The sequence below is a fragment of the Pseudoalteromonas sp. 68 DY56-GL68 genome (assembly GCF_041414825.1).
Taxonomy (GTDB): domain Bacteria; phylum Pseudomonadota; class Gammaproteobacteria; order Enterobacterales; family Alteromonadaceae; genus Pseudoalteromonas.
Genome location: NZ_JAOCZL010000025.1, coordinates 171805 through 198289, shown reverse-complemented (window position 1 = coordinate 198289; position 26485 = coordinate 171805). Strand labels below are relative to the sequence as shown.

Here is a 26485-nt window from a genome sequence, read left to right as displayed (position 1 = left end):
CTCTGTGGCTCCCCTTGAGTAAAGAACATAATAACGTTTTCAGTAAGCGCAACTTACTTAAACATCAGAGTTGTGGCCATTTCGGCCATACTCATCTTCAAAACGTTCAATATCACATTCATCTAAAATACCTCCGGTTTGCACCTCAATAACAATAAGTGGCTCATGGTAATAGTTAGCTAAACGATGTATTTGCTTTGCTGCAATATAGCAAGACTGATCGGCACTTAATTCAAATTCATCATCACCTACACGTACACTTGCAATACCTGAAACCACAACCCAATGCTCTGCTCGATGTTGGTGCCGTTGTGTAGACAGCTTAGCGCCACTATTGACACTAATTTTTTTTACTTTAAAGCCAACGCTTTCTACCAATGTGCGATAGTTACCCCACGGCCTAAATACGACCTGATGGTGCGTTAGTTTATCGCTTGCAGATACAGCAAGTTGTTTGAGTAATTCAGGGAGTTTATTAAGGGCATTTTTATCAGCCACTAAAGTCGCATCATGGGTATGTATAATTGCTTTATTAGTCACACCTAACGCGGCAATTGTATGGTCGGCTTCGCTTATTAGTAGATTATTGTCGCTATCAACGCTCACCCCTTGTGAGCTTAAGTAATTACCAAACGAGTCTTTATCTGCAAGTGTCGAAAGCGCAGAAAAGCTCCCTATATCACTCCAATGTAAATCAATCGGGATCACTGCGACATTGTCGCTACGCTCTAAAATAGCATAATCAATTGAATCACTTGGGCATGCACTAAGTACTTTATCATTCGGCCTGAGAAAGCCCAGATCTTCTTTAAATTCAGCAGCTTTAGTGACACTGTGTGCTATTTTTGGTGCAAAGCGATTAAGCTCGTTTAAATACACATTAGGTAGAAACAAAAACATGCCACTATTCCAGTTATAGTCACCACTAAGCACGTATTGCTCAGCCAGCTTTTGGGCCGGCTTTTCTTTAAACTCTGCAACTTTAAAGCATCCTTCACGGCTCAATTCTGCACCTTGGCGGATGTAGCCATAACCGGTATGGGGTACGGTCGGTTTAATTGCAAACGTTATTAGTTGCTGCTGTTCACAAAGAGCAATAGCGTCATCTAATCGCGCTATTAACTTTTCAAAATCACTAATATGGTGGTCAGCGGGCATGACTAATAGCGGATCCATTAAACCATTTTGCACTGCATATTCAGCGGCTAGTGCGATAGCTGGTGCCGTGTTTTTACCTTCTGGCTCAAGTAGCAAAGTAAAGTCATCAACGACCTCTGATACCTGTGACTTCGCAATAAAGCGGTGCTCTTCATTACATACCAAAATAGGCAGATTGAAGTGCGAGCTTGTCACTCGTTTCAATGTACTTTGTAGTAGTGACTCATCACTAAGCAAAGATAAAAATTGCTTAGGCATTGCTTTACGCGACAATGGCCATAGACGAGAGCCTATGCCGCCAGCAAGAATAACAGGCGTGATTTTGTAACTCATGATTGCTTACAGTAAAAAAACCAACCATGAGTTTAACAAACTTTTAAGAGTTCGGCTTAGAGTAACTGAAATTGATCAGCATCTAAGTGGGCAGGAAAAGTACGGCGAAAATCCTCCAGTGGTGATTTTTCTAAATGCTGAATAATGATACCCGACTGATTATCATCAAGCTTAGCAAGCGTATCCCCTTTAAAATCATAAATTGCTGTGCCACCACTGTGGGCAACATCATTGCCATCTTCTCCGACACGATTGACACCTGCAACATAACAAAGGTTTTCCATCGCTCGTGCTTTTAATAATGTGTCCCATACATGACGTCTGACTGCTGGCCAGTTTGCGATATTAATCATTACATCATAATCATCATTATTACGCTGGAACACGGGAAAGCGTAAGTCATAACACACTTGTGGGAGAATACGAAAATCATTGATGGTGAACACCTCACGCTGTTTACCTGCAATAACATAATCGCCTTCATTACCTAAGCAGAATAAATGGCGTTTATCGTAAAATCTCACTTCACCATTTGGCCAAACCCAATAAAAGCGGTTTGCCTTTTTGTCTCCTTGCGCAACCAGCACAGATCCAGCAATCACGGCATTCTTTTGCTTTGCTGTGGCTTGTAACCAATTTAGTACTTCACCCTGCTCTGGCTCACTGCAATCAAGATTAATCGCAAAACCCGTGGCAAAGGTTTCTGGTAATACGATTAAATCAACTTGCTCATTGAAGCTATTAAGCTGCTCAGTAAAGTGTGCAAGGTTAGCGCTTTTATCAAGCCAATGCAGTGATGACTGTACTAAGGCTAAGGTTAAAGTTGACATAAAATCTCCGCGGCACGTTTTAACGTGTCATCATTTTTGGCAAAACATAACCGTATCACTTTATCGTGACTCTGAGTGCTGTAAAACACACTCAATGGAATTGCCGCCACACCTGCTTGCTCAACTAACCAATGACAAAACTCAACATCATCCAAATCAGACACATCACTGTAATCAAGCAATAAGAAATAGGTTCCTTCACTTGGCAAAATAGTGAAACGGCTTTCTTTTAATGCTTCAATTAGTAAGTCACGCTTTTGCTGGTAAAATTCATTTAACTGTTCAACATGCTCAGGTTTTAACTCTAACATATCAGCAAGTGCATGCTGCGCAGGAGTAAAACTAGAAAATGTCACGTATTGATGAATTTTACGAAACTCCTTCATTAACTCACTCGGTGCCACACAGTAACCCATTTTCCACCCCGTACTGTGGAAGGTTTTACCAAAGCTTGAAATAACAAAGCTGCGAGCAAACAATTCTGCGTCAGTGAGTACACTTAAATGAGCTTCTTTATCGAAAATAATATGCTCATAAACTTCATCACTGATGACGTATAAATCATGTTTTTTAACAAGATCCTTAAGTGCTGAAACGTCTTCAGCTTTAAGCGTTTTGCTACTCGGGTTGTGTGGTGTATTAATGATAATAGCACGGGTTTTTTCACTAATCGCATTTGCAACAACTTGCCAATCAATACAATAATCAGGAGCCTGTAATGCCACATGAACCGAGCGCCCACCAGCCAGCTCAATCGCCGGTTGGTATGAGTCATAAGCGGGATCAAACACCACTACTTCATCACCCTCTTTTACAAGCGTTTGAATGGCAACAAATAATGCTTCGGTTGCGCCTGATGTCACCGTTACTTGTTGCTCATAATTTATGTTGTTATGGTATTTTCTAGCTATCAGTGCCGCAATTTGCTGTTGCAGGCGCACAATGCCACTAGATGGTGCGTATTGATTAAAGCCTTCTAACACATAATGGTTGAGCTGTTTTTTTAGCAATTCAGGCGCATCGAATTCAGGAAAACCCTGAGATAAATTAATAGCTTGATGCTGATTTGCCAAAGCTGTCATTTGACTAAAAATACTGGTGCCTAGGTTTGGCAATTTACTTTCAAACACAGAGATTCCTTAAAGATGGTTTTGCGCCCGAAGCGATGCTATCATTGCTTAAAACAGATGTATAGCCGTCTAAAAAACTTTTAGAATGTCGAGGAATGTATGCATAACAATACCGCTATTTCAGAACTAATTGAAGCTGGTAAGTGGGTAAGCCAACGTGGTTGGGTTCCTGCTACTGGTGGTAACTTCTCAGCACGTACAGAAAGTGGTTATGTGGTCACCGCCAGTGGTTTTGATAAAGGCCAACTTGGTACCCATGCATTTATTGAGTTTGATCATAACGGAAACCGCACTAAGGGCTCAGGTAAACCATCCGCAGAAACAGAGCTTCACTTGAACATGTATAAGCTGATCCCGTCAGCAAAATTTGTTCTTCATACCCACTCAGTAGCTGCAACAGTATTATCTCGCGTAATCAAAGGTCATGCTATTCATTTGCATGGCTATGAAATGCAAAAAGCCTTGAGTGGTGTAAAATCACATCTAGATACACTTAGTATTCCTATTTTTGATAATGACCAAGATATTGACCGTTTAAGCTTATTGGTCAGTGACCATCACTTACACACACCAATTGAACATGCAGTGCTTATTCGTGGTCATGGTTTATACGTTGTAGGCAGAGACGTTAAAGAAGTTTTACGCCACTTAGAAGGGCTAGAGTTTTTATTTAGTTGTGAGCTCGAACGTCTAAAACTAGAAGGCATTCAAGCTGGAGTACAACTATGATCAAAGCAATTTTAACCGATATTGAAGGCACGATTACCCGCATCTCGTTTGTCAAAGATGTGTTATTTCCTTATGCTGCAGGGCAACTCCCTGAGTTTATTAAAACACACAAGAACGACCCTGACGTTGCCGAGCAGATAAGCGCAGTCAAAGCGCACATTGAGCAGCCAGAGGCTGACTTAGAAACAGTAATAAATACCTTGCTACACTGGATTGCAACAGATCAAAAAGTCACACCATTAAAACAATTACAGGGTTTAATTTGGCAAACAGGCTATGAAAATGGCGATTTTACAGGTCATATTTACCCTGATGCTTATGATTTCTTGCAAGCTCAAAAACAAGCAGGAAAAAATCTATATGTTTACTCTTCTGGCTCAGTAAAAGCGCAACACCTTATTTTTGAGTTTTCTGATTACGGCGATATGAGACCTTTGTTCAGCAACTACTTCGACACTAAAGTTGGCGCTAAACAACAACAGCGCTCGTACGAGAATATTATTGCAGAGTTGCCATTTGACGCCGCAGAGGTGTTGTTCTTAAGCGATGTGGAAGCAGAACTTAATGCTGCAAAAGCCGCAGGCCTTCGTACCTTACACCTTGTTCGTGATGGCCAACAAGTGAGCGACGCTCATCCATACATTAATGATTTTACGACATTTAGCGCGGAGCTTTTAGCATGAGTCAATTAACAATTTTTAATGATAACAACGCTGACGATGTATTGTTTTATAGTGAAGACTTAAGTGCCATTGCAAAAGAACTTAAAGCAGTAGGTGTACGTTTCGAGCAATGGAAAGCAACTCAGCATATTGATGAGAGCACCAGTCATGACGCGATTTTAGCTGCCTATGCTAACGATATAGAACAGCTTAAGACTGAAGGGGGCTATCAAACTGTCGATGTTATTTCGCTTGCTAAAGGTAACCCTAATGCAGCGGAATTACGTAGCAAGTTTTTATTTGAACATACTCACAGCGAAGATGAAGTGCGCTTTTTTGTAAAAGGCCAAGGGTTATTTTGCTTACATTTAAACGATAAGGTCTATCAAGTGCTTTGCGAGCAAGGTGACTTGATTTCTGTGCCAGAGCTTACCCCTCACTGGTTTGATATGGGGAGTAATCCTGAATTTACAGCAATTCGCTTATTTAATAATACCGAAGGATGGGTTGCTAAAAGTACAGAATCAGCAATCGCTAAAAGTTTCCCGTTACTGGATTAATATGGAAAAGTTGTTTTCATATGGGACGTTGCAATACCCTCAAGTTCAGCTAGACACTTTCGGGCGCTTACTCGAAGGTCAGTCAGCCACCTTATTAGGTTATGTCATTGGCGAAATTGAAATTACTGATGCGGCAGTTTTAAAAAGTAGTGGGCAACGTTTTCATCCTGCCCTACTTTACACTGGGAATCAAAACGACACAGTTAATGGCACAATTTACGCAATTACAAAGCAAGAGCTTGCCCAAGCTGATGAGTATGAGGTTGATGATTATCAACGGATTGCACAGCAGTTTCAGTGTGGAGCAAATGCGTGGGTTTATGTGGTGAAAAGCCCCCTTTAAAACCAGTAAAGAGCTTATAAGTAAGCGCTTTCACAAATCGCTATTTTAACTCTGTTAATGCCCCACGGGCAATGTCTGCTTGATTATAAACGCCCGTATCAAGTACCCACCCTGTTACTAGCTTAGCCGGCGTGACATCAAAAGCGGGATTATAAACCTGTGCATTATTAGGGGCCCACAAGGCTTCGCCAAAGCTGCCACTCACACCACGCACCTCAATGGGGCTGCGCTGTTCGATTTCAATATCATCACCGCAGGCTGTTTTTGTATCTAACGTAGTGAGAGGCGCAACAACATAAAATGGGATATTATGAAAGTGAGCTAAAACAGCAAGATTGTAGGTGCCTACTTTATTGGCAAAATCCCCATTAGCGGCAATGCGGTCTGCTCCAACAAAGATTTTATCGACTTTACCCGCTGCCATTAGACTTGCAGCCATATTATCGCAAATTAATGTGTACGGTATTTGCCAACGTTCAAGCTCGAATGCAGTAAGGCGACCACCTTGTAATAAAGGCCTTGTTTCATCAACCCATACATGAATATCACCGTGGCGTTGTTGTGCTTTATATATCACGCCTAGTGCAGTACCAATGCCCGCAGTAGCTAATGCACCTGTATTACAGTGGGTAAGAATGTTATCGCCTTTTAATACAAGGTTTGCACCATGTTCAGCCATGCTATCGCAAAGCGCTATATCCTCATTAAATAACTGCTCTGCTGTTTTAACTATCTCTTCAACAAAATCACTTTTTGCTAAAGACTCTCGCAGCTTAGTCATGCAATGCATCAGGTTCACAGCCGTTGGTCTGCTAGACTCTAACTCATCAATCGCATCTGCAAGCGCTTCTTTACTCATGCCTTGCTCAGCCAAATGAGCTACAAGCAAGCTCGCTCCAAGACCAATCAAAGGTGCTCCACGTATTTTCAACGTTAAAATCAGATCTTTCATTGCTGCAACATCGTGACATACATGCCAATGTTGTTGATGAGGCAGTAAATACTGGTCAAGCACTGTTAAAGTACCACTTTGATATTTAATGCTATTTGCGATGAGGTCTTTCATAGTAAGTCCAAGTTACTTAATTAGCAGATTGCTATTCTACAGCAGTTTTTACAACTAACAAGCTGGATGTATGGACATCTAAACGCATGAAGGTATAGAATGCTTAAAGTTACTTTTCAATGAGATGAAACCATGGCGAACTACATAGCCTTCACTGCAGAACATGCTATTGATTATATTAAAGAAATCATCAAAAAAGAGTTGATTACTGTTTTCGCTGATAATGCAGAGCTCAACGCTTATGAGTTTGGTGATGGTAATTTAAACCTCGTTTTTCGTATCGCAGATCAAGATGGTAACAGCGTAATTCTTAAACAAGCTTTACCCTACGCCCGCTGTGTTGGTGAGTCGTGGCCATTATCATTAGATAGAGCTCGTATTGAAGCCGAAGTACTTATCAATCATGGTCAATTATGCCCTGAGCATACCGTCACAGTTTTGCATCACAATGCTGATTTAGCATTAACGGTTCTTGAAGACCTGGGGCACCTACAAATATTGCGTGGTGCACAAATCAATGCAGAACAATTTCCAAAGCTGGCAAGCCATGTCGCACTTTACCTCAGCTATACAAGCTTTTATAACTCTGATTTTTATTTATCTGCAGAAGAAAAAAAGACCAAAGTCAGTCAATTTATTAACCCTGACTTGTGCAAAATTACAGAAGATTTGTTCTTTACCGATCCCTATATTGAGCATGAGCGAAATAACTTTCCTACCGAACTTAAAAGTCATGTAGAGAGTATTCGTAATAATCAGGCTCTAAAACTCGCAGCAGCCAAGTTAAAAGCTAAGTTCCTATCGAGCCCACAAACTTTATTACACGGTGACATACACAGCGGCAGTATTTTTGTGGATGCAAACACCACCAAAATGATAGACCCCGAGTTTGGCTTTTTTGGCCCTATTGGCTTCGATATTGGTTCTTTTATGGGGAACCTGTTACTAAACTATTGTGCTCAAAATGGCCGTATTACTGAGCTTGCAAAGCGCCGTCAATATCAAACACATTTATTAACCTGCTTACAAGATTGCTATAACCAGTTTGAACAACATTGGCTACGTCTTGCAAGTAGCGAAACAACTGATATTAGCTTTGCAAGTAACGCATTTACTAAAGATTATTTACACGATGTATTGCGTGACGCGATTGGTTATTGTGGTGCTGAGCTTATTCGCCGTACGATTGGCCTCGCACATGTTGCTGATATTGATGGTATAGAAGATGAGCAAGCTCGACTGGCTGTACAACAACAAACGTTGGTACTGGGTGAACAACTCATGCTCAATGCAACAAGTTGCACCTCTAAAGATGAGTTTTACTCATTACTTGTCAGCTTATTAAATTAAATAAAGGCGCATAGAGCGCCTTTGTTCTTTACTGATAATGTTCGTACATTTTATCAAGCGGCTCTGATAAGCCATTCTCTTGCACCACACGTACATGATGGCGAGCAAGCTCTCTGGCACTTGATACTCCACAAGAATGAGCAATGAGCCCTGCACCGTAGTGAATATATTTATTATAGTTAGCGACGCGCTGTGCTTTGTCCGTTACGTCTAAACCTCGTTGTAAGCGTTCATTGTGCGTTGTTATGCCAGTAGGGCAAGTATCTTTATTACATTGCAGTGCTTGAATACAGCCCAATGAAAACATATGTCCGCGCGCCGAAACAATAAAATCAGCACCCAGTGCAAGAGCCCATGCAACCTTTGAAGGTACAATTAACTTTCCAGAAGCAATCACTTTAACACGCTCTCTCAGACCATGTTTTTTCAATAAATCAACCACTAAAGGTAGGCTTTCCTTAAGCGGCAAACCAACAGAGTCCATTAAGGGTTGTGGTGCAGCACCTGTACCACCATCCGCGCTATCAATTGTTATGAAGTCGGGTGCTGACTCCATCCCACGATTATTAATTTCACTAAATAAAGTTTCCAGCCACGCATATTCACCAATTACAGCCTTAAAGCCTGTTGGTTTACCTGTTGTCGAGCGCACGGTTGCGATCATATCAAGCAAATGAGCGGGTGTTTTAATTTCGGGATGACCATTGGGGCTAATAGAATCATGCCCTTCTGGGATCCCTCGAATTTTAGCAATTTCAGCTGTGACTTTACGGCCAGGCAGCATCCCGCCTTTACCGGGTTTAGCGCCCTGGCTCATCTTTATTTCAAACATCTTCACTTGTTCATGCTCAGCGATGGTCTTTAGCTTTTCGAGACTGAGTTTGCCTTGCTCATCTCGCACACCGTATTTAGCCGTACCAATCTGAAATACTATGTCAGCCCCACCTTCAAGGTGATATGGGCTCAATCCCCCTTCCCCCGTATTCATCCAACAACCAGCCAGTTTAGCGCCTCGCGATAATGCTCGCACAGCAGGTTTAGACAGTGCCCCAAAACTCATGCCAGAAATGTTAAATAACGAATTAGTAGAATATGGCTGCTCACAATATGGGCCTAAAGTGACATAGCTAGGTTCAAGCGCTTCTTCATCCAACGTTGGAAATGCACAGTTCATAAACATTACAGTGCCTGTTGTTTCTAAACTTTGTGTTGATCCAAATGCGGTCGTGCGATCCACATTTTTAGCTGCTCGATACACCCAGCTACGTTCTGCACGGTTAAAAGGAAGCTCTTCCCTGTCCATTGCAAAAAAGTACTGACGAAAGAACTCGCCTTGGCGTTCAAAAAAATAACGAAACCGTCCTATCACAGGATAATTGCGACGAATAGCTTGCTTAGACTGGGTTACATCACTGATGTAAAAACAGATTATCACCAGCAATCCAACGCCAAGTAAAAAGATAAATAAGCTGGCAAATACATCAATACTGAAAATTATAAAATCACTCATTCAAGGCCCCTTTGTAGTGACGATTTCCTGCAAATCATATAAGTAGTTTAAAATACACGCAATAAACAAAAAGGCGTGTTTTAAACACGCCTTTTTTAAACTCTCTGTCTGTTACGCTTTTTTTGCAAGTTCAGCGTTAATATAAAGCTGAATTTGCTCTTCAAGTACAGACATAGGAACCGAGCCATGACGCAAAATTTGATGATGGAACTCTCGCACATCAAAATCCTGCCCCAGTGCTTGTTCCGCTTCATGACGCAAGCGCTTAATTGTTAGCTCACCAATTTTGTAAGAGAGCGCCTGTGCTGGCCAAGAAATATAACGATCGGTTTCCGTTTTAACGTTATGTAATGACAGTGCAGTATTTTCACTCATAAACTTCATAGCCCGCTCACGGCTCCAGCCATACATATGCATGCCAGTATCAACAACTAAACGGGCAGCTCGCCACATTTCGTAAGTTAGGCGACCAAAGTCACTGTAAGGGTCTTGGTAAAAGCCAGCTTCTATGCCTAAAAACTCTGAATAAAGTCCCCAACCTTCACCAAATGCCGACAAATATGCATTTCGACGATAGCTTGGTAATGACTCAAGCTCAGCATTGAGTGATATTTGTAAATGATGACCAGGCACAGCTTCATGGAGTGTTAACGCTTCGAGTACATAGAGTGGACGTTTATCCAGTGCATACGTATTGACCCAATAGTAGCCGGCTTGATCATCACGACGCGAACCCGAGTATCGTCCTGTCGTATACTTAGGAGCAATACTTTCAGGCACTGGCGCAACGCCATAAGGCATTCTTGGTAAGGTATGGAATAACTTAGGCAATTGTGCATCCATTTTTTTCGCAATATAAGATGCTTCTTTCAATAATTCTTTTGGTGTTTTTGCATAAAACTGCGGATCGGTACGCAAGAAATGTACAAATTCAGCAAAACTACCTTCAAAGCCTACCTCTTTGATTATTTCATCCATTTCAGCACGAATACGCGCCACTTCCTTAAGGCCCAACTCATGGATTTCTTTTGGCGTCATATCAGTCGTGGTGTAGTACTTTGCACGGTTTTCGTAAAATGCTTTACCGTTTGGCGTACTAGAAATACCAATATCAGTGCGTGCACCTGGTTGGTATTCATCATTAAAGAAGGTGAGATAACCTTTATAAGCAGGAATAACTTGCTGTTTGATAATTTTTTTTGCTTGCTGTTGTAAGTTCACGAATTTGCTATGACTCACACCAGCAGTATTTTTTAAAAATGGTTTGTAGAACTCAGACTGAGTGGCATCATCAACAATATAAGCAGTAATTGAATCTTGATACCCTTCTAAAACCGCCTTGGGCTGTGTTAACCCTACTTCAAGGCCTTTACGCATCCAACCAATGTTTTGTTCAAAAAAGCGTGGTATTTGCTGTAATTTTGCTAGATATAGCTCGTAATCACTTGCTTTTGTGTAGTCAGAGCTTGAAATCATAAACGACAAGCTTGAGTGAAAACCATACTCAGATGTCAGTGGCATATAATGCGTATTAAAGACATATTCATCGACACTATTTTGTACTTGCCCGCGTAAAATCGTTAAATTTATGCGATTTTCTTCCGACAGCTTATCGCGGTCAATTGCATCTAGCTCAGCAAGTAATTCAGTATTTTTTTGATATTTTTTCTCAAGAAATGAGGCTGAAAGGTTCTCTAATAAATAACCATCAACACCTTCGGCCTTACCATATGGATTAATACTCGCTCGATAATCAACAATGTGTTGCGCAACTTGAGTAAACTGCTGATCAGCATCCACTTTTGTTATTTGACATGCGCTTAAGGTACAGGCGAGTGCAACAGCAATCAGTGAATGATTTAATGTTCTAGATAGGGTTTGTCTCATGGGCTTCTTATTCATTTTAATCTTTATCGATAAAGTAGCGTAGCATGTGAAAAAACCCAAACAAATGCGACCAAGCCCACCTAAAGTACGGTCAAATAAACACCATTGCAGAATCAACAATGTACAGTGTTTATACAGCTCTCAGTTACACTTGTTAAAGTTGCTGATAAAATCAACTAATGGACCCAAACGAAACAAATTTATGTTCCAAAGTTAGCGATTTTGCTTTTAAATAGACTCATTACAGATTACTGTAGACTAATATACCCAAATTAATTGAACACAAATTATCAATATAATTTGCGGATTATTGCTTGGAAGCAAAAGAAACCTTACGGAGGAGATGATTTTATGGTTGTTATGCGTATTTAGTGGTATTGAAAATGATGTTCCATGATTCCATGGTAATTGCCCAAGAAAAAATGACGAAGGTGTGTATCTTTTTAGAACATCACGCATTGCCGCCGTCGCCGCTAAATTACCAAGTAGTTTACACTTACGTCAGTCAAGTAAACCCTAAACTCAATGCCACTCTCGACCGTGCAATAGCCCAAAAAGTCTCTATCGATTCAGTTTATATAGAACAGCTTTATTTTGATTTCATTGAGCAAGGCCACAAAATGAAAACGGCCATTGTTCGCAACGTTGACTCTGTTATTAATTCCTTATCTCGCGGCGCAAATAATAATGAACAACACATTGTTCGTTTTGCCGAGCATATAAATGATTGTGTTCATGCAATTGATGAGAACAACAAAGAACAAACACGTCACGCGTTAAAAATGCTGAGCAAGCAATCTGAGCAACTACTTGCTCAGCATCATCAATTTAAACAAGAAATAGCCAAAGCCAAGTCGTTACAAGAGAAAACACAAAAACAGCTCACTCAATTACGTAAGCAACACATAACTGATCAGCAAACAGGTTTATACAAGCGTCATTATTTAAACCAACAGACACAGTTATGGCTCGGCCAAAACAAAGCAATATGTGCAATTGCGATTCATATCGAAAACCTTGACCATTTTATTGATAATTATGGTGATGTCATTGGCGAGGTTATTTTGAATAAAGTCGCCAAGCAAGTGCAAAAATATGTACTTGAAAGTGGTTTACCTGGCCGTACAGGCAAAGATGAATTTACTATCTTACTTGCCGACATAGAGCCTGAAACGGCCAATGTCATTGCTGAAAAAGTCCGTAATGGCGTTGAGAAGCTTCGTTTTGTTAGTTCAAAGAATGGCACTAAATTACCTCCAATCCACTTAGCCCTTGGTATTGCCAAATATGAAAACGAGGGTGACTTTACCAATCTTGCCCGCAAAGCATCTCATGCAGCGGCGAAAGCTAAATCTCTGGGTCAAAGCAGTTTCATCGCAGGACAGTAACCCTGCGCTTAGTCATAAAAATAATCGCTAATCTGGTGATTTAGTTATAATCAAATTGCACCCTACAGCCACAATCAAGTACACTAGACTTTATTGCCACGATAGAGATTAATCATGAACGAGAATCGAGAAAAGACCACGCATTTTGGCTATAAAACCGTTGCTGAAAACGATAAAGCATCCATGGTTGCAGATGTATTCCACTCAGTTGCAGCAAAATATGATGTAATGAATGATCTCATGTCGTTTGGTATTCATCGTTTATGGAAACGTCAAACCATAGCAAGCTCAGGTGTTCGCAAGGGTCATCGCGTATTAGACCTAGCCGGTGGCACAGGTGATTTAACAGCTAAATTCAGCCAGCTTGTCGGTGATACAGGACAAGTCGTTCTTGGTGATATTAACTCTTCAATGCTTAAAGTTGGCCGTGAAAAACTAAGAAACCTAGGCCACGTTGGCAATATTGAATATGTGCAAATGAATGCCGAAGCACTGCCATTCCCTGACAACAGCTTTGATTTAATCACTATCGCATTCGGCCTGCGTAATGTGACCGATAAAGATAAAGCACTACGTTCAATGTATAGAATTCTTAAGCCTGGTGGCCGTTTATTAGTACTTGAATTTTCAAAGCCTGAACAAGAAATTCTCAGCAAAGCTTACGACTTCTACTCGTTTAACATCCTACCTAAAATGGGCCAACTTGTTGCTAATGACAGCGAGTCATATCAATACCTTGCAGAATCTATTCGTATGCATCCAGATCAAGAAACACTCAAAGATATGATGGAAGACGCAGGCTTTGAACAAACGAGTTACCAAAACCTAACAGGTGGCATTGTCGCCCTGCACCGCGGCTTTAAATACTAAAGGCATAATTATGTTAGCAAATGCTCTATTATCACTGGTAGAACGAGTTGTTAATTATGTCTTGCAGCTAGATACTTCTTTGAAAGATAGATTAGCTGCTATTGCCGATAAGCAATTGCTCATAGAGATCCGCGACTGGCAACAGCGCATTTTGTGCGTTTACAGCAACGAGCAAATCCATTTATACAGCACTGAGGAACTGAGTTTTGATTGTATGATCAGTGCTGATATAAATACACTTTTAGCACTCAAAAACCCCGCAATGCTGACTCAGCTAATTCGCCAAGATAAATTAGACTTACAGGGCGATTTAAATATAGCACAAGGGTTCAGTAATGCGTTTGCAGAGCTTGATATTGATTGGCCAGAGCATTTCTCACGTTATATTGGTGACGCGCCTGCTCAACAACTATGGCTTTCATTACAAACGCTCAAAACACGTGGCGTGCAAATGAAAAGCAAACTTGAAAAAACACTCACAACGTTATGCCAAGATGAGCTAGCCGTTACAATCCACCCGCTTGAATTAGCAGAGTTTAAACAACAAAACCGTCAATTAAAAAGCCAAGTATCTCAACTGGAGATGCGAGTCAATGCGCTATTGAAATCATGCTAGTTTGCTAAGGATATTGTGTGTCTACTACACGTCTATATTTCATCACCAAAACATTACTTTGCTACGGCCTTGATGAGCTCATCCCACAAAAAAAAGTACCTTGGTTTGCCAAACTTGCCCGCGGCAGTTTATTTTGGTTGCGTAACCAACATAAAGACAAACCTGCAGGGATGCGTTTGCGTTTAGCCTTACAAAAACTTGGGCCTGTATGGATTAAATTTGGACAAATGCTTTCGACCCGTCGTGATTTACTCCCTCACGATGTCGCTCTAGAATTAGCGTTATTACAAGATCAAGTCGAACCATTTGAAGGTGAGCTTGCTCAACAGCTGATTGAAAAAGCACTTGGCATTAACGATATTAGCGAATTATTTAGCGATTTCTCGCAAACGCCACTGGCATCCGCTTCCATTGCACAAGTACATACTGCCACCTTAATTGATGAGCAAGGTGCACCACAAGATGTGGTGATCAAAGTGATCCGTCCTAACATCAAAGAGCAAATTGATGCCGACTTAATGCTCATGGAAAAAGTGGCAAGGCTGGTTGCCAAGCTACTAAAAGAAGCAAAACGCTTACGTCCAATCGAAGTCGTAAACGAATACAAAAAAACACTGCTTGATGAACTTGATTTAATGCGTGAAGGTGCAAATGCGATTCAGCTGCGCCGTAATTTCGAAGAATCTGATTCACTCTATATTCCTTTTGTTTACAGTGACTATAGCCGCAGTAATGTGCTGGTTATGGAACGCATATATGGTATTCCTGTATCTGATACGGAGGCACTACTTGCACAAAATACCAACATGAAATTACTCGCTGAGCGCGGCGTTGAGGTATTTTTTACACAGGTGTTCCGTGACAGTTTTTTCCATGCAGATATGCACCCAGGTAATATTTTTGTCTCGCGAGAAAACCCGCACAATCCGCAGTATATTGGCATTGACTGCGGTATCGTGGGCACTTTAAACCGTGAAGATAAACGCTATCTTGCAGAAAACTTCATCGCCTTTTTTAATCGTGATTACCGCCAAGTTGCACAGCTGCATGTTGATTCAGGCTGGGTGCCCGCCGATACCTGTATTGAAGAATTTGAGTTTGCTATTCGCACTGTGTGTGAGCCTATTTTTAATAAACCACTGGCTGAAATTTCATTTGGCCATGTGTTGGTCAATTTGTTCAACACAGCTCGTCGCTTTAATATGCAGGTTCAACCACAATTAGTGTTACTGCAAAAAACCCTGTTGTATGTTGAGGGACTTGGTAGACAACTTTATCCTCAACTCGATTTGTGGAAAACCGCTAAACCATTTTTAGAAGACTGGGTCAAAGAGCAAGTGGGCCCGCTGGCTGTCATGAAAAAAATGTACGCAAACCTACCATTTTGGGCTGAAAAAATGCCCGAATTACCAGATTTAATCTATCAAAACTTAAAGCGTCATCAACAACCTGTACAGTTGCCGCCACAGCCCTCGTCAAAACCTTTACTTTTAAGTATTTTTGCGGGTAGTTGCTTTATTGTATCAGGCCTGTGTTATTTGCAGGGTGACCTAATTGCTGCGGGTATCACAACAGCGCTTGCAATTGTTGGTTTTGCTGCTGCATGGCGAAGCGCATAAACTAAGTGCTATTTATGTTTTGGCGAGTATAATCTAAACAAGTAAATTCATTAAATTTGACAATAATTGGAGTAACCCATGGGTTTTGGTGGTATCAGTATTTGGCAATTAGTCATCATTTTAGCAATCATCGTTTTGTTATTTGGCACAAAAAAATTACGTGGCATCGGCGGTGATTTAGGCAGTGCTGTTAAAGGCTTTAAAAAGGCAGTATCTGATGATGAACAAGCAAATTCAAAAAGTGAAAAAATAGAGCAGGCGTCTAATACGCAAAACAAAGAAACCACAGAGAAAAGCAAAGACGACCATAAGGTTTAATCAGCATGGGGATGTGGGAACTCGTTGTTGTAATGATAGTAGGTCTAATTGTTTTAGGGCCTGAGCGTTTGCCTGTGGCGATTCGTACGGTAAACCGCTGGATAAAAACACTAAAGTCAGTGGCTAACTCAGTCAAAGCTGAAGTGAATGAAGAGCTTCGTATCCATGAACTTCATGAAGACTTAAAAAAAGCAGAGCAACAAAACCTACAGGAGCTTTCTCCTGAATTGAAAAGCTCTGTGGACGAGCTTCAAAAAGCAGCCCAATCAGTAACTCACAGTTACAAGAAACGTGCACCCGAACAAGTAGAAACGAAGAATAATGATGAAAAAAAGTGAATTTAATTTCTGCTTTTATGGTCAATGATAATGAAGATGAATAATAAACTATGACCGAGCAAGCTCACACAGGCTTTGTTGGCCACTTAATTGAGTTACGAAATCGACTCATGAAAGCGTTGTTAAGCATTTTGCTAATATTTATCGGCTTGGTGTATTTTGCCAATGATATTTATAGCTTTGTTGCAGCGCCATTAATCGCAAATTTGCCTAGCACAGCCACCATGATCGCAACGGATGTAACAGCACCGTTTTTTGCTCCGTTTAAACTCACTTTATTTGTCGCCTTGTTTGCTGCTATTCCAATGATATTGCATCAAGTTTGGAGTTTTATAGCACCGGGCTTATATCAACATGAAAAGCGTATGCTTATGCCTATTCTAGCATCTAGCATTTTGCTATTTTATAGTGGAATCGCATTTTGCTACTTTGTGGTGTTGCCTATTATTTTAGGATTTTTCACTAGCACGGGCCCTGATATGATGACATTAGCGCCTGATATTAGTAGCTATTTAGGCTTTGCTTTAAAACTGTTTTTTGCATTCGGCATTGCGTTTGAAATACCTGTGGCTATTATGCTGTTATGTTGGAGTGGCGCAACAACAACAAAAAGTTTAAAAGAAAAACGGCCTTATATTGTGGTAGGTGTATTCGTGGTTGCCATGTTCTTAACACCGCCTGACGTACTGTCACAAACATTACTAGCATTACCTATGCTGCTATTATTCGAACTAGGCTTAATTTTGGCTGCTTTTTACACTGCCAAGCCTCAACAGGAATCAGAGGAATAAAATGAAAAAACAACTCATTCCCATCGTTGCACTATTAACGATTACTGGCACTGCACACGCTAACGAAGTAAATATCCAAGCACTTCAAGCCTGTACTTTCGTTGAAAATGATTTTAATCGCTTACTTTGCTACGACAACATCATGGCAGGTAAATCACTAACAAAGCCCGCAGCCAAAAAACAGCTAGAAAAACCTGTCGCAACCAGCTCTTCTGCTACGGATACTAAAGCGGTTGTGGCGGCAGCTACACCTACTCAACAACCTATCCAAGCGAAAAATGACAGCTTCGGTTTAGAGCACAAAGAAGTCACAAAGGTCAACGATGACGAAATCAGCGCGGTCGTTAAAAGTGTTGAACAGGCTGCTTATGGTGAACTCATTATTGAGCTTGATAACGGTCAGCAATGGCGTCAAGTAGGCTCTGATCGTATGCGCTTAAAAGCAAATGACACAGTGATAATTGAACGTGGTGTTTTCAACTCTTTCTTATTGAAAATCAAAGGTCAAAATCGCTCTATTCGCGTAAAACGTACCAACTAATGACTATTGAGCTTGTTGATGCTGGCGTCAACTTAAGCAATCATCAATTTGATGAGCATCATGATGAAGTGTTACAACGTGCAGCTCAAGCCGGAGTAAAACAGATGCTATTGATTGGCTGCGATATACAGAGCAGCCAAGCATCATTACAACTTGCAAAACGCCACTCTCTGCTGTGCACCTCAGGTATTCATCCCCATGATGCAAAAACGGCTGATACATCTTTAGAACAGCAACTGACCTTACTAGCAAGTCACCCAGAAGTCGTTGCTATTGGCGAGTGTGGACTCGATTATAACCGTGACTTTTCACCACGCGATGTACAACGTGCCGTATTAGGAAGACAACTCGCTCTTGCTGAAACACTTAATATGCCTGTCTATTTACACGAGCGCGATGCGAGCAACGATATGCTCGCAATACTCAATGAGTATAGTGTAAAAGGAGTGCTTCACTGCTTTACGGGTGATAAGTTTGCGCTACAAAGTTACCTAGAGAAAGGTCTTTATATAGGCGTTACTGGCTGGGTGTGTGATGAGCGCAGAGGAGGGCAATTACAGTCATTAATACCAAGCATACCACTAGAGCGTTTATTAATTGAAACAGACGCGCCTTTTTTACTTCCAAGAACAATACAACCGAAACCAAAATCGCGTCGTAATGAACCCAGTTATTTAACCTATGTTTGTCAGCAAATTGCTGATTTAAAAGGCTGCGAATTTACTGAGGTGGCAAAACAAACTACACTCAACTTTCAGCAATTATTTTCCGTTAGGGGATAAAATGACACGCCTATGGTCACTGTGTAGCGTACTCTTTGTTGTTTTATTTAGTCCCTATTTAGTGGCTAATCCTATTAATGTTGGCATTGATTTCAAGTCTCAGCAGCTTTTAAATGTTGAGTACACCCTTGCGCCTAGCACTGAACAACAGATTCTTAATAACAATCAAATAGAGTGGCTAGACAGTGATGGAACATCCCTTAATTTGGGCATGAATTTAACCCCTGTCTGGGTAAAACTGGCAATAAATAATACTTCCCTTACAGATATACCCGTTATTTTATCTATTGATAACCCCCTCTTAGATGAAGTTAACGTACTTCATACTCAAGGCAGTAAAACTATTTTTTTCACAAAGATAGGTGATGCATTACCGCTTGCTAATCGGCAAATAAAGAGTGAATCTTTGCTAGTGTCGCTCACACTCCCTAAAGCAAGCCATACTACGGTCTATTTACAAGTAAAGAATGATGCAGGACTACGTATCCCTTTAAGTTTATGGTCACCAAACGAGTATCTGAAACATAAAACGAAGTTTAACTTACTCTATGGTTTGCTGGTTGGTTTTATCTTGTCGCTTGCAATAACAAACTTTGTTTTATATGGTTTTTCTAGACGACATTATTTTGCTTATACAGGCATATTGCTCACTTTGCTTTGGCTTACACTCGCTTACCTATACGGCTATGGCTATCGCTACTTACAGCCTGATGGCATCTCATTCCAGCAACTCGCCATTCCTAGTTTACTGTTTATAAGTAGCGCTTTATTTGCACCGCTGCAACAGACTATTTTTGGTCCAGCTAAGCGCCGGCTTATACATGGGTTAGGGTATACAATAGTACTACTCAGCCTGTTTTCGTGGTTTGTACCCGTTCATATTGCTCTGTCGTTATGTTTATTGAGTTTACCCATTTTTCTTAGCTTAATTGCTGCCGTGTCAGTTAAACACTATAACTATCATTACAAGCAGCCTTCTATAGCTTACTTAATTTCAATCAGCGCTTTTTTCTGTGCCATTATTTACAGCGCCTTAGGTGTATTTAATCCCTTTGATTTAAACATTGGCGTGTTATCGCTCACTTTTGTGTGCTTTTTAATATGTAGCCTTAGCTTGAGTTACGCCGTGATAAAAATGTTTTTAATGCAGCGAGACGCTGAAGTAAGTGCACAGCAAAATGCCCTTGCAGAAAGTAAAGCGCAAGACACCCTCATGCGTGAGCGTTTAGCGATACAAGAGCAAGCGAGGCAAGACTTAGAAAGCAACATTGAAGAACGTACATTTGAGCTGCAAGTAACATTAAGAGAGCTTGAAGAGAAAAACCGAGCCCTCGAACAGCTCAATATGGAAGATGCATTAACAAAAACAAAAAACCGTCGTTACTTTGATAAAAAGCTATTGATGGATATACGTCGCTCGAGACGCGAGCAAACCCCCTTAAGTATTATAATGTTCGATATTGATCACTTTAAAGCGATTAATGACAACTATGGACATTTAACAGGGGATCAAACAATTCAGGCTGCTGCAAATATTATAAAAACCCACTTAAAACGTCCTCTTGATGATGTAGCAAGATATGGCGGGGAAGAATTTGTTGTACTGTTGCCCAACACCCCTCATCGAGGCGCATTAGAAATTGCCGAGCAAATACGCAAAGCTGCTCAGAACACTGATATAATAGTCGCCGGAACAACCATTAAATTTACATTAAGTGCAGGCGTTTACAGCGCGATTGCTGAAGATATAAATAACCCAAATTTATTCACTGACTATGCCGATAAAGCCCTTTATCATGCCAAGCAATCAGGCCGAAATCGTGTAGTTAGTTATCCTCTACCAGACTAGGAGCATTAAAGAATGGCCCAATCAGGACTCGACCTCTTTCCTTATACCCGCATGCGCCGTATGCGCCGTGATGATTTCTCTCGTCGCCTAATGGCTGAAAACCAACTTACCGTCAATGACCTTATTTTCCCTGTGTTTGTATTAGAGGGTAAAAACCGTCGTGAAGCGGTTGAATCGATGCCTGGTGTTGATCGTCTCTCAATTGACCTATTACTAGAGGAAGCCAAAGAACTAGTGGACTTAGGTATTCCAGCGGTTGCTATTTTCCCTGTAACTCCAAGTGATAAGAAATCTCTGCTAGCTGAAGAAGCTTACAACCCTGATGCACTTGCACAACGAACGGTACGCGCATTAAAAGAAGCATTCCCAGAGCTCGGCGTTATCACCGATGCTGCGCTTGACCCTTTCACGGTGCATGGACAAGACGGGATTATTGATGAAAATGGCTATGTCATTAATGACGTCACGACTGAGATTTTAGTAAAACAAGCCTTATCTCACGCCGAAGCAGGTGCTGATGTAGTTGCCCCATCAGACATGATGGATGGTCGTATTGGTGCGATTCGTGAAGCACTCGAAGCTGAAGGTCATATCCACACACGTATTATGGCTTACTCTGCGAAATATGCTTCAAGCTACTATGGCCCATTCCGTGACGCTGTTGGTTCTGCGGGTAATCTAAAAGGTGCAGATAAGAAAACATATCAAATGGACCCTGCCAACTCAGACGAAGCAATTCGCGAAGTTGCACTAGACCTTCAAGAAGGTGCAGACATGGTTATGGTAAAACCAGGTATGCCATATTTAGACGTGGTTCGCCGCGTTAAAGATGAATTCGGTGTTCCGACATTTGCTTATCAAGTTAGTGGTGAATATGCGATGCATAAAGCGGCTATCGACAACGGCTGGCTTGCAGAAGAGGCAATCATCATGGAATCGTTACTTGCATTTAAACGAGCGGGTGCAGACGGTATTTTGACTTACTTTGCTAAGCAAGCAGCAACATGGTTAAAGAACAACCAGTAAGATATTTAACCAAGCTGCGATTAGCGTCTGCAGCCTAAAAACAAAAAACCCGCAACGAGTGCGGGTTTTTTTATAAAGGTCAAAAGGCTAAATTATTTAGCAGCTTTTTTCTCTTTTTCTGCAGCGATTACTGTTTCAGCAACGTTTGCAGGACATGGTGCGTAGTGTGAGAACTCCATAGAGAACTGACCACGACCAGAAGTGATAGTACGTAAGTGGCCGATGTAACCGAACATTTCTGAAAGTGGTACTTCACCCTTGATGCGAACGCCCATTGCGCCTGCTTCTTGGTCTTTGATCATACCACGACGACGGTTAAGGTCACCGATTACGTCACCTACGTTGTCTTCCGGAGTGAATACGTCAACTTTCATGATTGGCTCAAGAAGTTGTGCACCCGCTTTAGGGATAGACTGGCGGAAAGCACCTTTAGCAGCGATTTCGAACGCGATTGCTGATGAGTCAACTGCGTGGAAAGCACCGTCGAAAAGTTCAACTTCAACGTCTAATACTGGGAAGCCAGCTAGAACACCTTCTTGCATCATTGATGCGAAGCCTTTCTCAACTGCAGGCCAGAATTCCTTAGGTACGTTACCACCAACAACTGAAGATGTGAATGTGAAACCTGAGTTAGGCTCACCTGGCTTGATGCGGTAATCAATCTTACCGAATTGACCAGAACCACCAGATTGTTTCTTATGCGTGTAGCTATCTTCGATTTCTTTCGTGATAGTTTCACGGTAAGCAACCTGAGGTTGACCAACAACTAGCTCAACACCGTAAGTACGCTTAAGGATATCTACTTTGATATCTAAGTGAAGCTCACCCATACCTTTAAGGATGGTTTCGCCTGAATCTTCATCTGTTTCAACTTGGAATGAAGGATCTTCTGCAACCATCTTACCGATCGCAATACCCATCTTCTCGTTACCACCTTTATCTTTAGGTGCAACAGCGATTGAGATTACTGGATCAGGGAAGATCATCGCTTCAAGTGTACATTCGTGCTTAGGATCACAAAGAGTGTGACCAGTTTGAACGTTCTTCATACCAACAACAGCGATGATGTCGCCTGCTTGCGCTTCAGAGATCTCGTTGCGGTCGTCAGCTTGCATCTCAACCATACGGCCGATACGCTCTGTTTTACCTGTTGCTGAGTTAAGTACTGTGTCACCTTTTTTCATGCGACCAGCGTAGATACGGATGAACGTAAGTGCACCGAAACGGTCGTCCATGATTTTGAACGCAAGCGCTTTAAGTGGCTCATCAGCAGAAACTGTAGCAACTTCACCAGTAGGCTCACCTGTTTCTGGATCAGTTAGAGGCTGTGGATCAACTTCTGTAGGCGAAGGTAGGTAATCTACAACAGCATCAAGTACTAATTGCATACCTTTGTTTTTGAATGCAGAACCACAGTATGTCGGGAAGAACGCAAGGTCACGAGTACCTTTACGAATACAACGTTTGATGTCTTCTAAAGAAGGCTCTTCACCTTCCATGTAAGCCATCATTAGGTCTTCGTCTTGCTCAACAGCAGACTCAACAAGCATTTCATGGTATTCATCAACTTTGTCTACCATGTCAGCTGGAACGTCTTGTACTTCGTAGTTTTCAGGAAGGCCTGTCTCATCCCAAACGTATGCTTTTTTCTCAAGTACGTCTACAACACCAATGAATTGGTCTTCGATACCGATTGGTAAAGTCATCACTAATGGAGTTGCGCCTAGTACTTTTTTAACTTGATCAACTACACGGTAGAAGTCAGCACCCATACGGTCTAGTTTGTTTACGAAGATTACACGTGCAACTTCTGATTCGTTAGCATAACGCCAGTTAGTTTCTGACTGCGGCTCAACACCACCAGAACCACAGAATACACCAACACCGCCATCTAGTACTTTAAGTGAACGGTATACTTCTACTGTGAAGTCAACGTGTCCCGGAGTATCGATAACGTTTAAGCGGTGGCCTTTCCATTCACAAGTTACAGCTGCTGATTGGATTGTAATACCACGCTCAGCTTCTTGTTCCATGAAGTCAGTAGTAGACTCACCGTCATGCGTTTCACCACTTTTGTGAATTTTACCCGTAAGCTTAAGGATACGCTCGGTGGTAGTAGTTTTACCCGCGTCAACGTGGGCGAAAATACCTATATTTCTGTACTTCGATAAATCTGCCATTATTTTACTCTTAATAAAGTCGAAAAATTATTCGGCGGGAGTATAGCATTACTTAAAGCGAACATCACCATCGAAGTCGCTTAAAATGCAATCAATTTTATAAAATTTTTCTATGCTAAAGATAAGTGGTACTTTTTAAAGTATCTTGAAATGATTTTAAGCTGTAAAAATCACATAAAATCAGGGAAAACGCTAATAAAATGCCGCCATCTAACCAGTAAGCATTTTATAACAACGTTCAGGCCTACCAATACTGCCATAGCTTTGATCGGCACTGACTTTTTCTGCTTCCAGTAAATATTCAAGGTATCGACGAGCCGTTGAGCGGCTTACCCCCACTAAATCCCCCATCTGCTGGGCAGTAAAATCCGTTCCTAGGTTCGCTTCAAATGCTTTTAAAATTTTTTGCAAAGTAAGCTGATCGACACCTTTAGGTAATCTAACTGGCGCTTTTTGCTGCTCTTGTGAGCCAAAGAGGGTATCAACCATAGATTGCGTGACTTCATTTGCATCTGACAAACATTGCTGCCTTGCTTCAAAGCGCGCTAAAGCTTGATCTAAACGATTAAGCATAAGTGGTTTAACTAAAAAATCGCATGCACCAAGTTGCATGGCTTTTTCCAATGTTTCGACTTCTTTTGCCGCAGTTAACAGCATCACTTCACTTTTTAGCTCATTACGACGTAACTCATTTAACAGCTCAAGACCATTACCATCAGGAAGGTGAATATCAAGCAGAATTAAATCTGCATCAACCGCCTGCAATAATGCTTTAGCTGTCGTTAAATTACCGGCCATACCAACCACTTGATATTGTCCTTGGCGCAAAGTTTGACGCGTTCCTTGTTGACCTGCAATACCATGAGGAAGCAATAAGTATTGCGCTAACAGCTGTGCAACCTCGACTTCATCTTCAACTATGACAACCGAATAAGTCATCTTCTTTACCTTTTATATTATAGGCTGATCATTTTTATTATTTTGGAATGTAGACACTTAAGCGTGCCCCCATCAGATCAGACTCACCTATTTCTAAACTACCACGACACGAATCTAAGTTGGTTTTAACTAAATAAAGACCTATGCCATGCGCTGCCCCTGACTTAGAACTGTATTGTGGTGTAAATATCACATCCTTGTCATCGCCTAAACCAAAACCGCTGTCTTCAACATCAAACAATAATGTTTTACTGGTTTCATCAACCGTAACACGAACCTTAGGGGTACGTGTATCGCTAGCTCGAATAGCGGCTTCAATTGCGTTATCAATCAAATTGCCGAGAATCGAGACAACCCGTTCAAGCATATCCTTACGGGTGATCGATCCTAATAAGCTATCTGGGTTAAGCTCAAGTATCACGTTTAGTTCACGTGCTTTATGGTATTTACCGACCAGTAATCCAGCAAGTACCGGATCTTGGATCCTTTCGAGTAAATGATGGATCTGCGCTTGTGAGCCTTTGCTTTCTTGTCCTATTAACTCAATAGCTTGATCCGTTTGCCCCATTTGAATTAACGCACCAATTAAGTTTAGCTTGTTTGAGTAATCATGCGTTTGCACCCGCAATAACTCTGCAAAGGCTTGCACTTTGGTTAATTGCTGCGATAAATATTCAAGCTCATCAGCAGGGCGCATACTCAACAAAATACCATCAGCCTGACCTTGCACCTGTAATGCATATCGCGACAACACAATGCGTTTATCGGCAGCAAATAATTCAAAGCCAACAATCGGGCGCTGCTGATTATGCATTAAAAACTCGGTATGTTCAGGAAGTAAGTCTTCAAGCTTTAATGGTTGATGGATACAGCTAGTCGATTTGCCAAGAATTTCGCAGGCTCGTTGGTTTAAGTTACGCACATTACCTTCTGGATCAAGGGCGATAATACCGCTACGAACAGTATTCAAAATAGCATCTTGCTCAGAAAATAGCCGTGCTATTTCATCTGGCTGCAAACCAAAAATAGCATTACGAACCCGTTGACCAATATACACCGCAGCCAAAATGCTCAACCCCACTAACAATAAGCCCCAAAGCATGATTTCGGCGCTTCGAGCACGAATTAGTGGCTCAATCGATTGCACCAAAAACCCCACTGAAACAAGCCCTATTATCTCATCTGATTCAGAATAGACTGGCACTTTTCCGCGAATTGACTCACCCAAGCTGCCTTTCGCAATAGACACATAGCGCTCACCTCTTAGTGCAGCTTGGCTATCACCCCCAACCATGTGCTTACCCAGCTTATTAGCATCAGGATGAACAATACGTGTTGTTTGGCTATCGCCAATAACGATAAAACTTGCTTCCGTTAATTCACGAATTTGCTCTATTTCAATATTAAGCTTTGCGTGGTCTTTTTGTGTTAGTAACGCTTTTTGTACATCATCTCGCGATGCAATGCTCGTTGCTAACGCCAGTGCCTTGTCACCCATGTGACTATGTAGACTCTGCGCTGTGATCTGATACACCAAAGCGCCAAACAACACAGCTTGTAAAACACATAGACCAGTAACCCAAATAATGAGTCGTGTTTCTAAGCGCTTTGGCTTTTTAACCATATGCTGAAATGGGTTTAGCTTATTGGTGTATCTCATCTTATCGCCT

At 41.4% G+C, this 26485-nt stretch carries 25 protein-coding genes; 16 read left to right on the top strand and 9 right to left on the bottom strand.

Annotated features, from left to right (window positions below):
- Positions 1–57 precede the first annotated feature (57 nt).
- From NYF15_RS21340 to NYF15_RS21330, 3 genes are read right to left on the bottom strand one after another with little or no spacing between them, the layout of a single operon-like run.
- Entirely contained in the window at positions 58–1491 is a 1434-nt protein-coding gene (locus tag NYF15_RS21340; RefSeq protein WP_371354618.1) for a mannose-1-phosphate guanylyltransferase/mannose-6-phosphate isomerase, read from the bottom strand.
- A gap of 56 nt (positions 1492–1547) precedes the next feature.
- Positions 1548–2321 carry an amidohydrolase gene (locus NYF15_RS21335; RefSeq protein ID WP_371354617.1) on the bottom strand — a complete coding sequence of 258 codons (774 nt, stop codon included), beginning with the start codon at positions 2319–2321 and terminating at the stop codon, positions 1548–1550.
- Positions 2309–3451: a methionine aminotransferase gene (locus NYF15_RS21330; protein ID WP_371354616.1), complete on the bottom strand. Its 1143-nt coding sequence runs from the start codon at positions 3449–3451 to the stop codon at positions 2309–2311. The genes NYF15_RS21335 and NYF15_RS21330 overlap by 13 nt, the downstream gene beginning before the upstream one ends.
- 99 nt (positions 3452–3550) lie before the next feature.
- On the opposite strand from NYF15_RS21330, the gene NYF15_RS21325 reads away from it, so the two are divergent.
- The 4 genes from NYF15_RS21325 to NYF15_RS21310 are packed head-to-tail and all read left to right on the top strand — an operon-like array spanning position 3551 to position 5745.
- Positions 3551–4180, top strand: a complete 630-nt coding sequence (locus NYF15_RS21325) for a methylthioribulose 1-phosphate dehydratase (RefSeq protein WP_130150976.1) — start codon at positions 3551–3553, stop codon at positions 4178–4180.
- Positions 4177–4863, top strand: coding sequence for an acireductone synthase (gene mtnC, locus NYF15_RS21320; RefSeq protein ID WP_237120273.1), 687 nt, complete (start codon positions 4177–4179; stop codon positions 4861–4863). Before NYF15_RS21325 ends, mtnC begins: the two co-directional genes overlap by 4 nt.
- Positions 4860–5402, top strand: coding sequence for an acireductone dioxygenase (locus NYF15_RS21315; protein WP_130150974.1), 543 nt, complete (start codon positions 4860–4862; stop codon positions 5400–5402). The genes mtnC and NYF15_RS21315 overlap by 4 nt, the downstream gene beginning before the upstream one ends.
- Before the next feature lies 1 nt (position 5403).
- Positions 5404–5745 carry a gamma-glutamylcyclotransferase family protein gene (locus NYF15_RS21310; protein WP_130150973.1) on the top strand — a complete coding sequence of 114 codons (342 nt, stop codon included), beginning with the start codon at positions 5404–5406 and terminating at the stop codon, positions 5743–5745.
- A 40-nt stretch (positions 5746–5785) separates the two neighbouring features.
- Here NYF15_RS21310 and mtnA read toward each other — a convergent pair whose 3' ends face one another.
- A complete protein-coding gene (gene mtnA / locus NYF15_RS21305; RefSeq protein WP_371354615.1) occupies positions 5786–6811 on the bottom strand; it encodes an S-methyl-5-thioribose-1-phosphate isomerase in 1026 nt (341 codons plus the stop codon).
- A gap of 132 nt (positions 6812–6943) precedes the next feature.
- Between mtnA and mtnK the strand changes: the two genes are divergently transcribed.
- Positions 6944–8161: an S-methyl-5-thioribose kinase gene (gene mtnK, locus NYF15_RS21300; protein ID WP_371354614.1), complete on the top strand. Its 1218-nt coding sequence runs from the start codon at positions 6944–6946 to the stop codon at positions 8159–8161.
- Between the two features lie 28 nt (positions 8162–8189).
- Here mtnK and NYF15_RS21295 read toward each other — a convergent pair whose 3' ends face one another.
- On the bottom strand, positions 8190–9671 hold the full coding sequence (locus NYF15_RS21295; RefSeq protein WP_371354613.1) for an FMN-binding glutamate synthase family protein: 1482 nt from the start codon (positions 9669–9671) through the stop codon (positions 8190–8192).
- Positions 9672–9782: 111 nt separating this feature from the next.
- Positions 9783–11558 (bottom strand): DUF885 family protein, encoded by a 1776-nt coding sequence (locus NYF15_RS21290; protein WP_371354628.1) that lies wholly within the window; start codon positions 11556–11558, stop codon positions 9783–9785.
- A 401-nt stretch (positions 11559–11959) separates the two neighbouring features.
- Between NYF15_RS21290 and NYF15_RS21285 the strand changes: the two genes are divergently transcribed.
- The 11 genes from NYF15_RS21285 to hemB all read left to right on the top strand — a co-directional run bounded on the left by NYF15_RS21285 (position 11960) and on the right by hemB (position 21696).
- Positions 11960–12946, top strand: coding sequence for a GGDEF domain-containing protein (locus NYF15_RS21285; protein ID WP_371354627.1), 987 nt, complete (start codon positions 11960–11962; stop codon positions 12944–12946).
- A gap of 114 nt (positions 12947–13060) precedes the next feature.
- On the top strand, positions 13061–13816 hold the full coding sequence (ubiE, locus tag NYF15_RS21280) for a bifunctional demethylmenaquinone methyltransferase/2-methoxy-6-polyprenyl-1,4-benzoquinol methylase UbiE (protein ID WP_371354612.1): 756 nt from the start codon (positions 13061–13063) through the stop codon (positions 13814–13816).
- 10 nt (positions 13817–13826) lie between these two features.
- A complete protein-coding gene (locus NYF15_RS21275) occupies positions 13827–14432 on the top strand; it encodes an SCP2 domain-containing protein (protein WP_371354611.1) in 606 nt (201 codons plus the stop codon).
- Positions 14433–14449: 17 nt separating this feature from the next.
- Complete coding sequence (gene ubiB, locus NYF15_RS21270; RefSeq protein WP_371354610.1) at positions 14450–16051, top strand: ubiquinone biosynthesis regulatory protein kinase UbiB; 1602 nt, start codon at positions 14450–14452, stop codon at positions 16049–16051.
- Between the two features lie 78 nt (positions 16052–16129).
- On the top strand, positions 16130–16369 hold the full coding sequence (gene tatA / locus NYF15_RS21265; RefSeq protein ID WP_130150965.1) for a Sec-independent protein translocase subunit TatA: 240 nt from the start codon (positions 16130–16132) through the stop codon (positions 16367–16369).
- A gap of 5 nt (positions 16370–16374) precedes the next feature.
- Positions 16375–16707 carry a Sec-independent protein translocase protein TatB gene (gene tatB, locus NYF15_RS21260; RefSeq protein WP_341803513.1) on the top strand — a complete coding sequence of 111 codons (333 nt, stop codon included), beginning with the start codon at positions 16375–16377 and terminating at the stop codon, positions 16705–16707.
- Between the two features lie 50 nt (positions 16708–16757).
- Complete coding sequence (gene tatC / locus NYF15_RS21255) at positions 16758–17498, top strand: twin-arginine translocase subunit TatC (RefSeq protein ID WP_237120261.1); 741 nt, start codon at positions 16758–16760, stop codon at positions 17496–17498.
- A 1-nt stretch (position 17499) separates the two neighbouring features.
- Positions 17500–18039: a hypothetical protein gene (locus NYF15_RS21250; protein ID WP_371354609.1), complete on the top strand. Its 540-nt coding sequence runs from the start codon at positions 17500–17502 to the stop codon at positions 18037–18039.
- Positions 18039–18821 carry a TatD family hydrolase gene (locus tag NYF15_RS21245; RefSeq protein ID WP_371354608.1) on the top strand — a complete coding sequence of 261 codons (783 nt, stop codon included), beginning with the start codon at positions 18039–18041 and terminating at the stop codon, positions 18819–18821. Before NYF15_RS21250 ends, NYF15_RS21245 begins: the two co-directional genes overlap by 1 nt.
- A gap of 1 nt (position 18822) precedes the next feature.
- A complete protein-coding gene (locus tag NYF15_RS21240) occupies positions 18823–20670 on the top strand; it encodes a diguanylate cyclase (protein WP_371354607.1) in 1848 nt (615 codons plus the stop codon).
- A 12-nt stretch (positions 20671–20682) separates the two neighbouring features.
- Complete coding sequence (hemB, locus tag NYF15_RS21235; protein WP_062567514.1) at positions 20683–21696, top strand: porphobilinogen synthase; 1014 nt, start codon at positions 20683–20685, stop codon at positions 21694–21696.
- 92 nt (positions 21697–21788) lie between these two features.
- Here hemB and fusA read toward each other — a convergent pair whose 3' ends face one another.
- The 3 genes from fusA to NYF15_RS21220 form a co-directional block, all read right to left on the bottom strand.
- Entirely contained in the window at positions 21789–23876 is a 2088-nt protein-coding gene (gene fusA, locus NYF15_RS21230; RefSeq protein WP_371354606.1) for an elongation factor G, read from the bottom strand.
- Between the two features lie 210 nt (positions 23877–24086).
- Positions 24087–24815: a response regulator gene (locus tag NYF15_RS21225; RefSeq protein ID WP_371354605.1), complete on the bottom strand. Its 729-nt coding sequence runs from the start codon at positions 24813–24815 to the stop codon at positions 24087–24089.
- Between the two features lie 37 nt (positions 24816–24852).
- Positions 24853–26475: an ATP-binding protein gene (locus NYF15_RS21220; RefSeq protein WP_371354604.1), complete on the bottom strand. Its 1623-nt coding sequence runs from the start codon at positions 26473–26475 to the stop codon at positions 24853–24855.
- Positions 26476–26485: the final 10 nt, after the last annotated feature.

Coding starts and splice junctions, on each gene's coding strand:
- NYF15_RS21340 (WP_371354618.1), bottom strand. CDS start 1,491: ATGAGTTACAAAATCACGCCTGTTATTCTTGCTGGCGGCATAGGCTCT.
- NYF15_RS21335 (WP_371354617.1), bottom strand. CDS start 2,321: ATGTCAACTTTAACCTTAGCCTTAGTACAGTCATCACTGCATTGGCTT.
- NYF15_RS21325 (WP_130150976.1), top strand. CDS start 3,551: ATGCATAACAATACCGCTATTTCAGAACTAATTGAAGCTGGTAAGTGG.
- mtnC (WP_237120273.1), top strand. CDS start 4,177: ATGATCAAAGCAATTTTAACCGATATTGAAGGCACGATTACCCGCATC.
- NYF15_RS21315 (WP_130150974.1), top strand. CDS start 4,860: ATGAGTCAATTAACAATTTTTAATGATAACAACGCTGACGATGTATTG.
- NYF15_RS21310 (WP_130150973.1), top strand. CDS start 5,404: ATGGAAAAGTTGTTTTCATATGGGACGTTGCAATACCCTCAAGTTCAG.
- mtnA (WP_371354615.1), bottom strand. CDS start 6,811: ATGAAAGACCTCATCGCAAATAGCATTAAATATCAAAGTGGTACTTTA.
- mtnK (WP_371354614.1), top strand. CDS start 6,944: ATGGCGAACTACATAGCCTTCACTGCAGAACATGCTATTGATTATATT.
- NYF15_RS21295 (WP_371354613.1), bottom strand. CDS start 9,671: ATGAGTGATTTTATAATTTTCAGTATTGATGTATTTGCCAGCTTATTT.
- NYF15_RS21290 (WP_371354628.1), bottom strand. CDS start 11,558: ATGAGACAAACCCTATCTAGAACATTAAATCATTCACTGATTGCTGTT.
- NYF15_RS21285 (WP_371354627.1), top strand. CDS start 11,960: ATGGTAATTGCCCAAGAAAAAATGACGAAGGTGTGTATCTTTTTAGAA.
- ubiE (WP_371354612.1), top strand. CDS start 13,061: ATGAACGAGAATCGAGAAAAGACCACGCATTTTGGCTATAAAACCGTT.
- NYF15_RS21275 (WP_371354611.1), top strand. CDS start 13,827: ATGTTAGCAAATGCTCTATTATCACTGGTAGAACGAGTTGTTAATTAT.
- tatA (WP_130150965.1), top strand. CDS start 16,130: ATGGGTTTTGGTGGTATCAGTATTTGGCAATTAGTCATCATTTTAGCA.
- tatB (WP_341803513.1), top strand. CDS start 16,375: ATGGGGATGTGGGAACTCGTTGTTGTAATGATAGTAGGTCTAATTGTT.
- tatC (WP_237120261.1), top strand. CDS start 16,758: ATGACCGAGCAAGCTCACACAGGCTTTGTTGGCCACTTAATTGAGTTA.
- NYF15_RS21250 (WP_371354609.1), top strand. CDS start 17,500: ATGAAAAAACAACTCATTCCCATCGTTGCACTATTAACGATTACTGGC.
- NYF15_RS21245 (WP_371354608.1), top strand. CDS start 18,039: ATGACTATTGAGCTTGTTGATGCTGGCGTCAACTTAAGCAATCATCAA.
- NYF15_RS21240 (WP_371354607.1), top strand. CDS start 18,823: ATGACACGCCTATGGTCACTGTGTAGCGTACTCTTTGTTGTTTTATTT.
- hemB (WP_062567514.1), top strand. CDS start 20,683: ATGGCCCAATCAGGACTCGACCTCTTTCCTTATACCCGCATGCGCCGT.
- fusA (WP_371354606.1), bottom strand. CDS start 23,876: ATGGCAGATTTATCGAAGTACAGAAATATAGGTATTTTCGCCCACGTT.
- NYF15_RS21225 (WP_371354605.1), bottom strand. CDS start 24,815: ATGACTTATTCGGTTGTCATAGTTGAAGATGAAGTCGAGGTTGCACAG.
- NYF15_RS21220 (WP_371354604.1), bottom strand. CDS start 26,475: ATGAGATACACCAATAAGCTAAACCCATTTCAGCATATGGTTAAAAAG.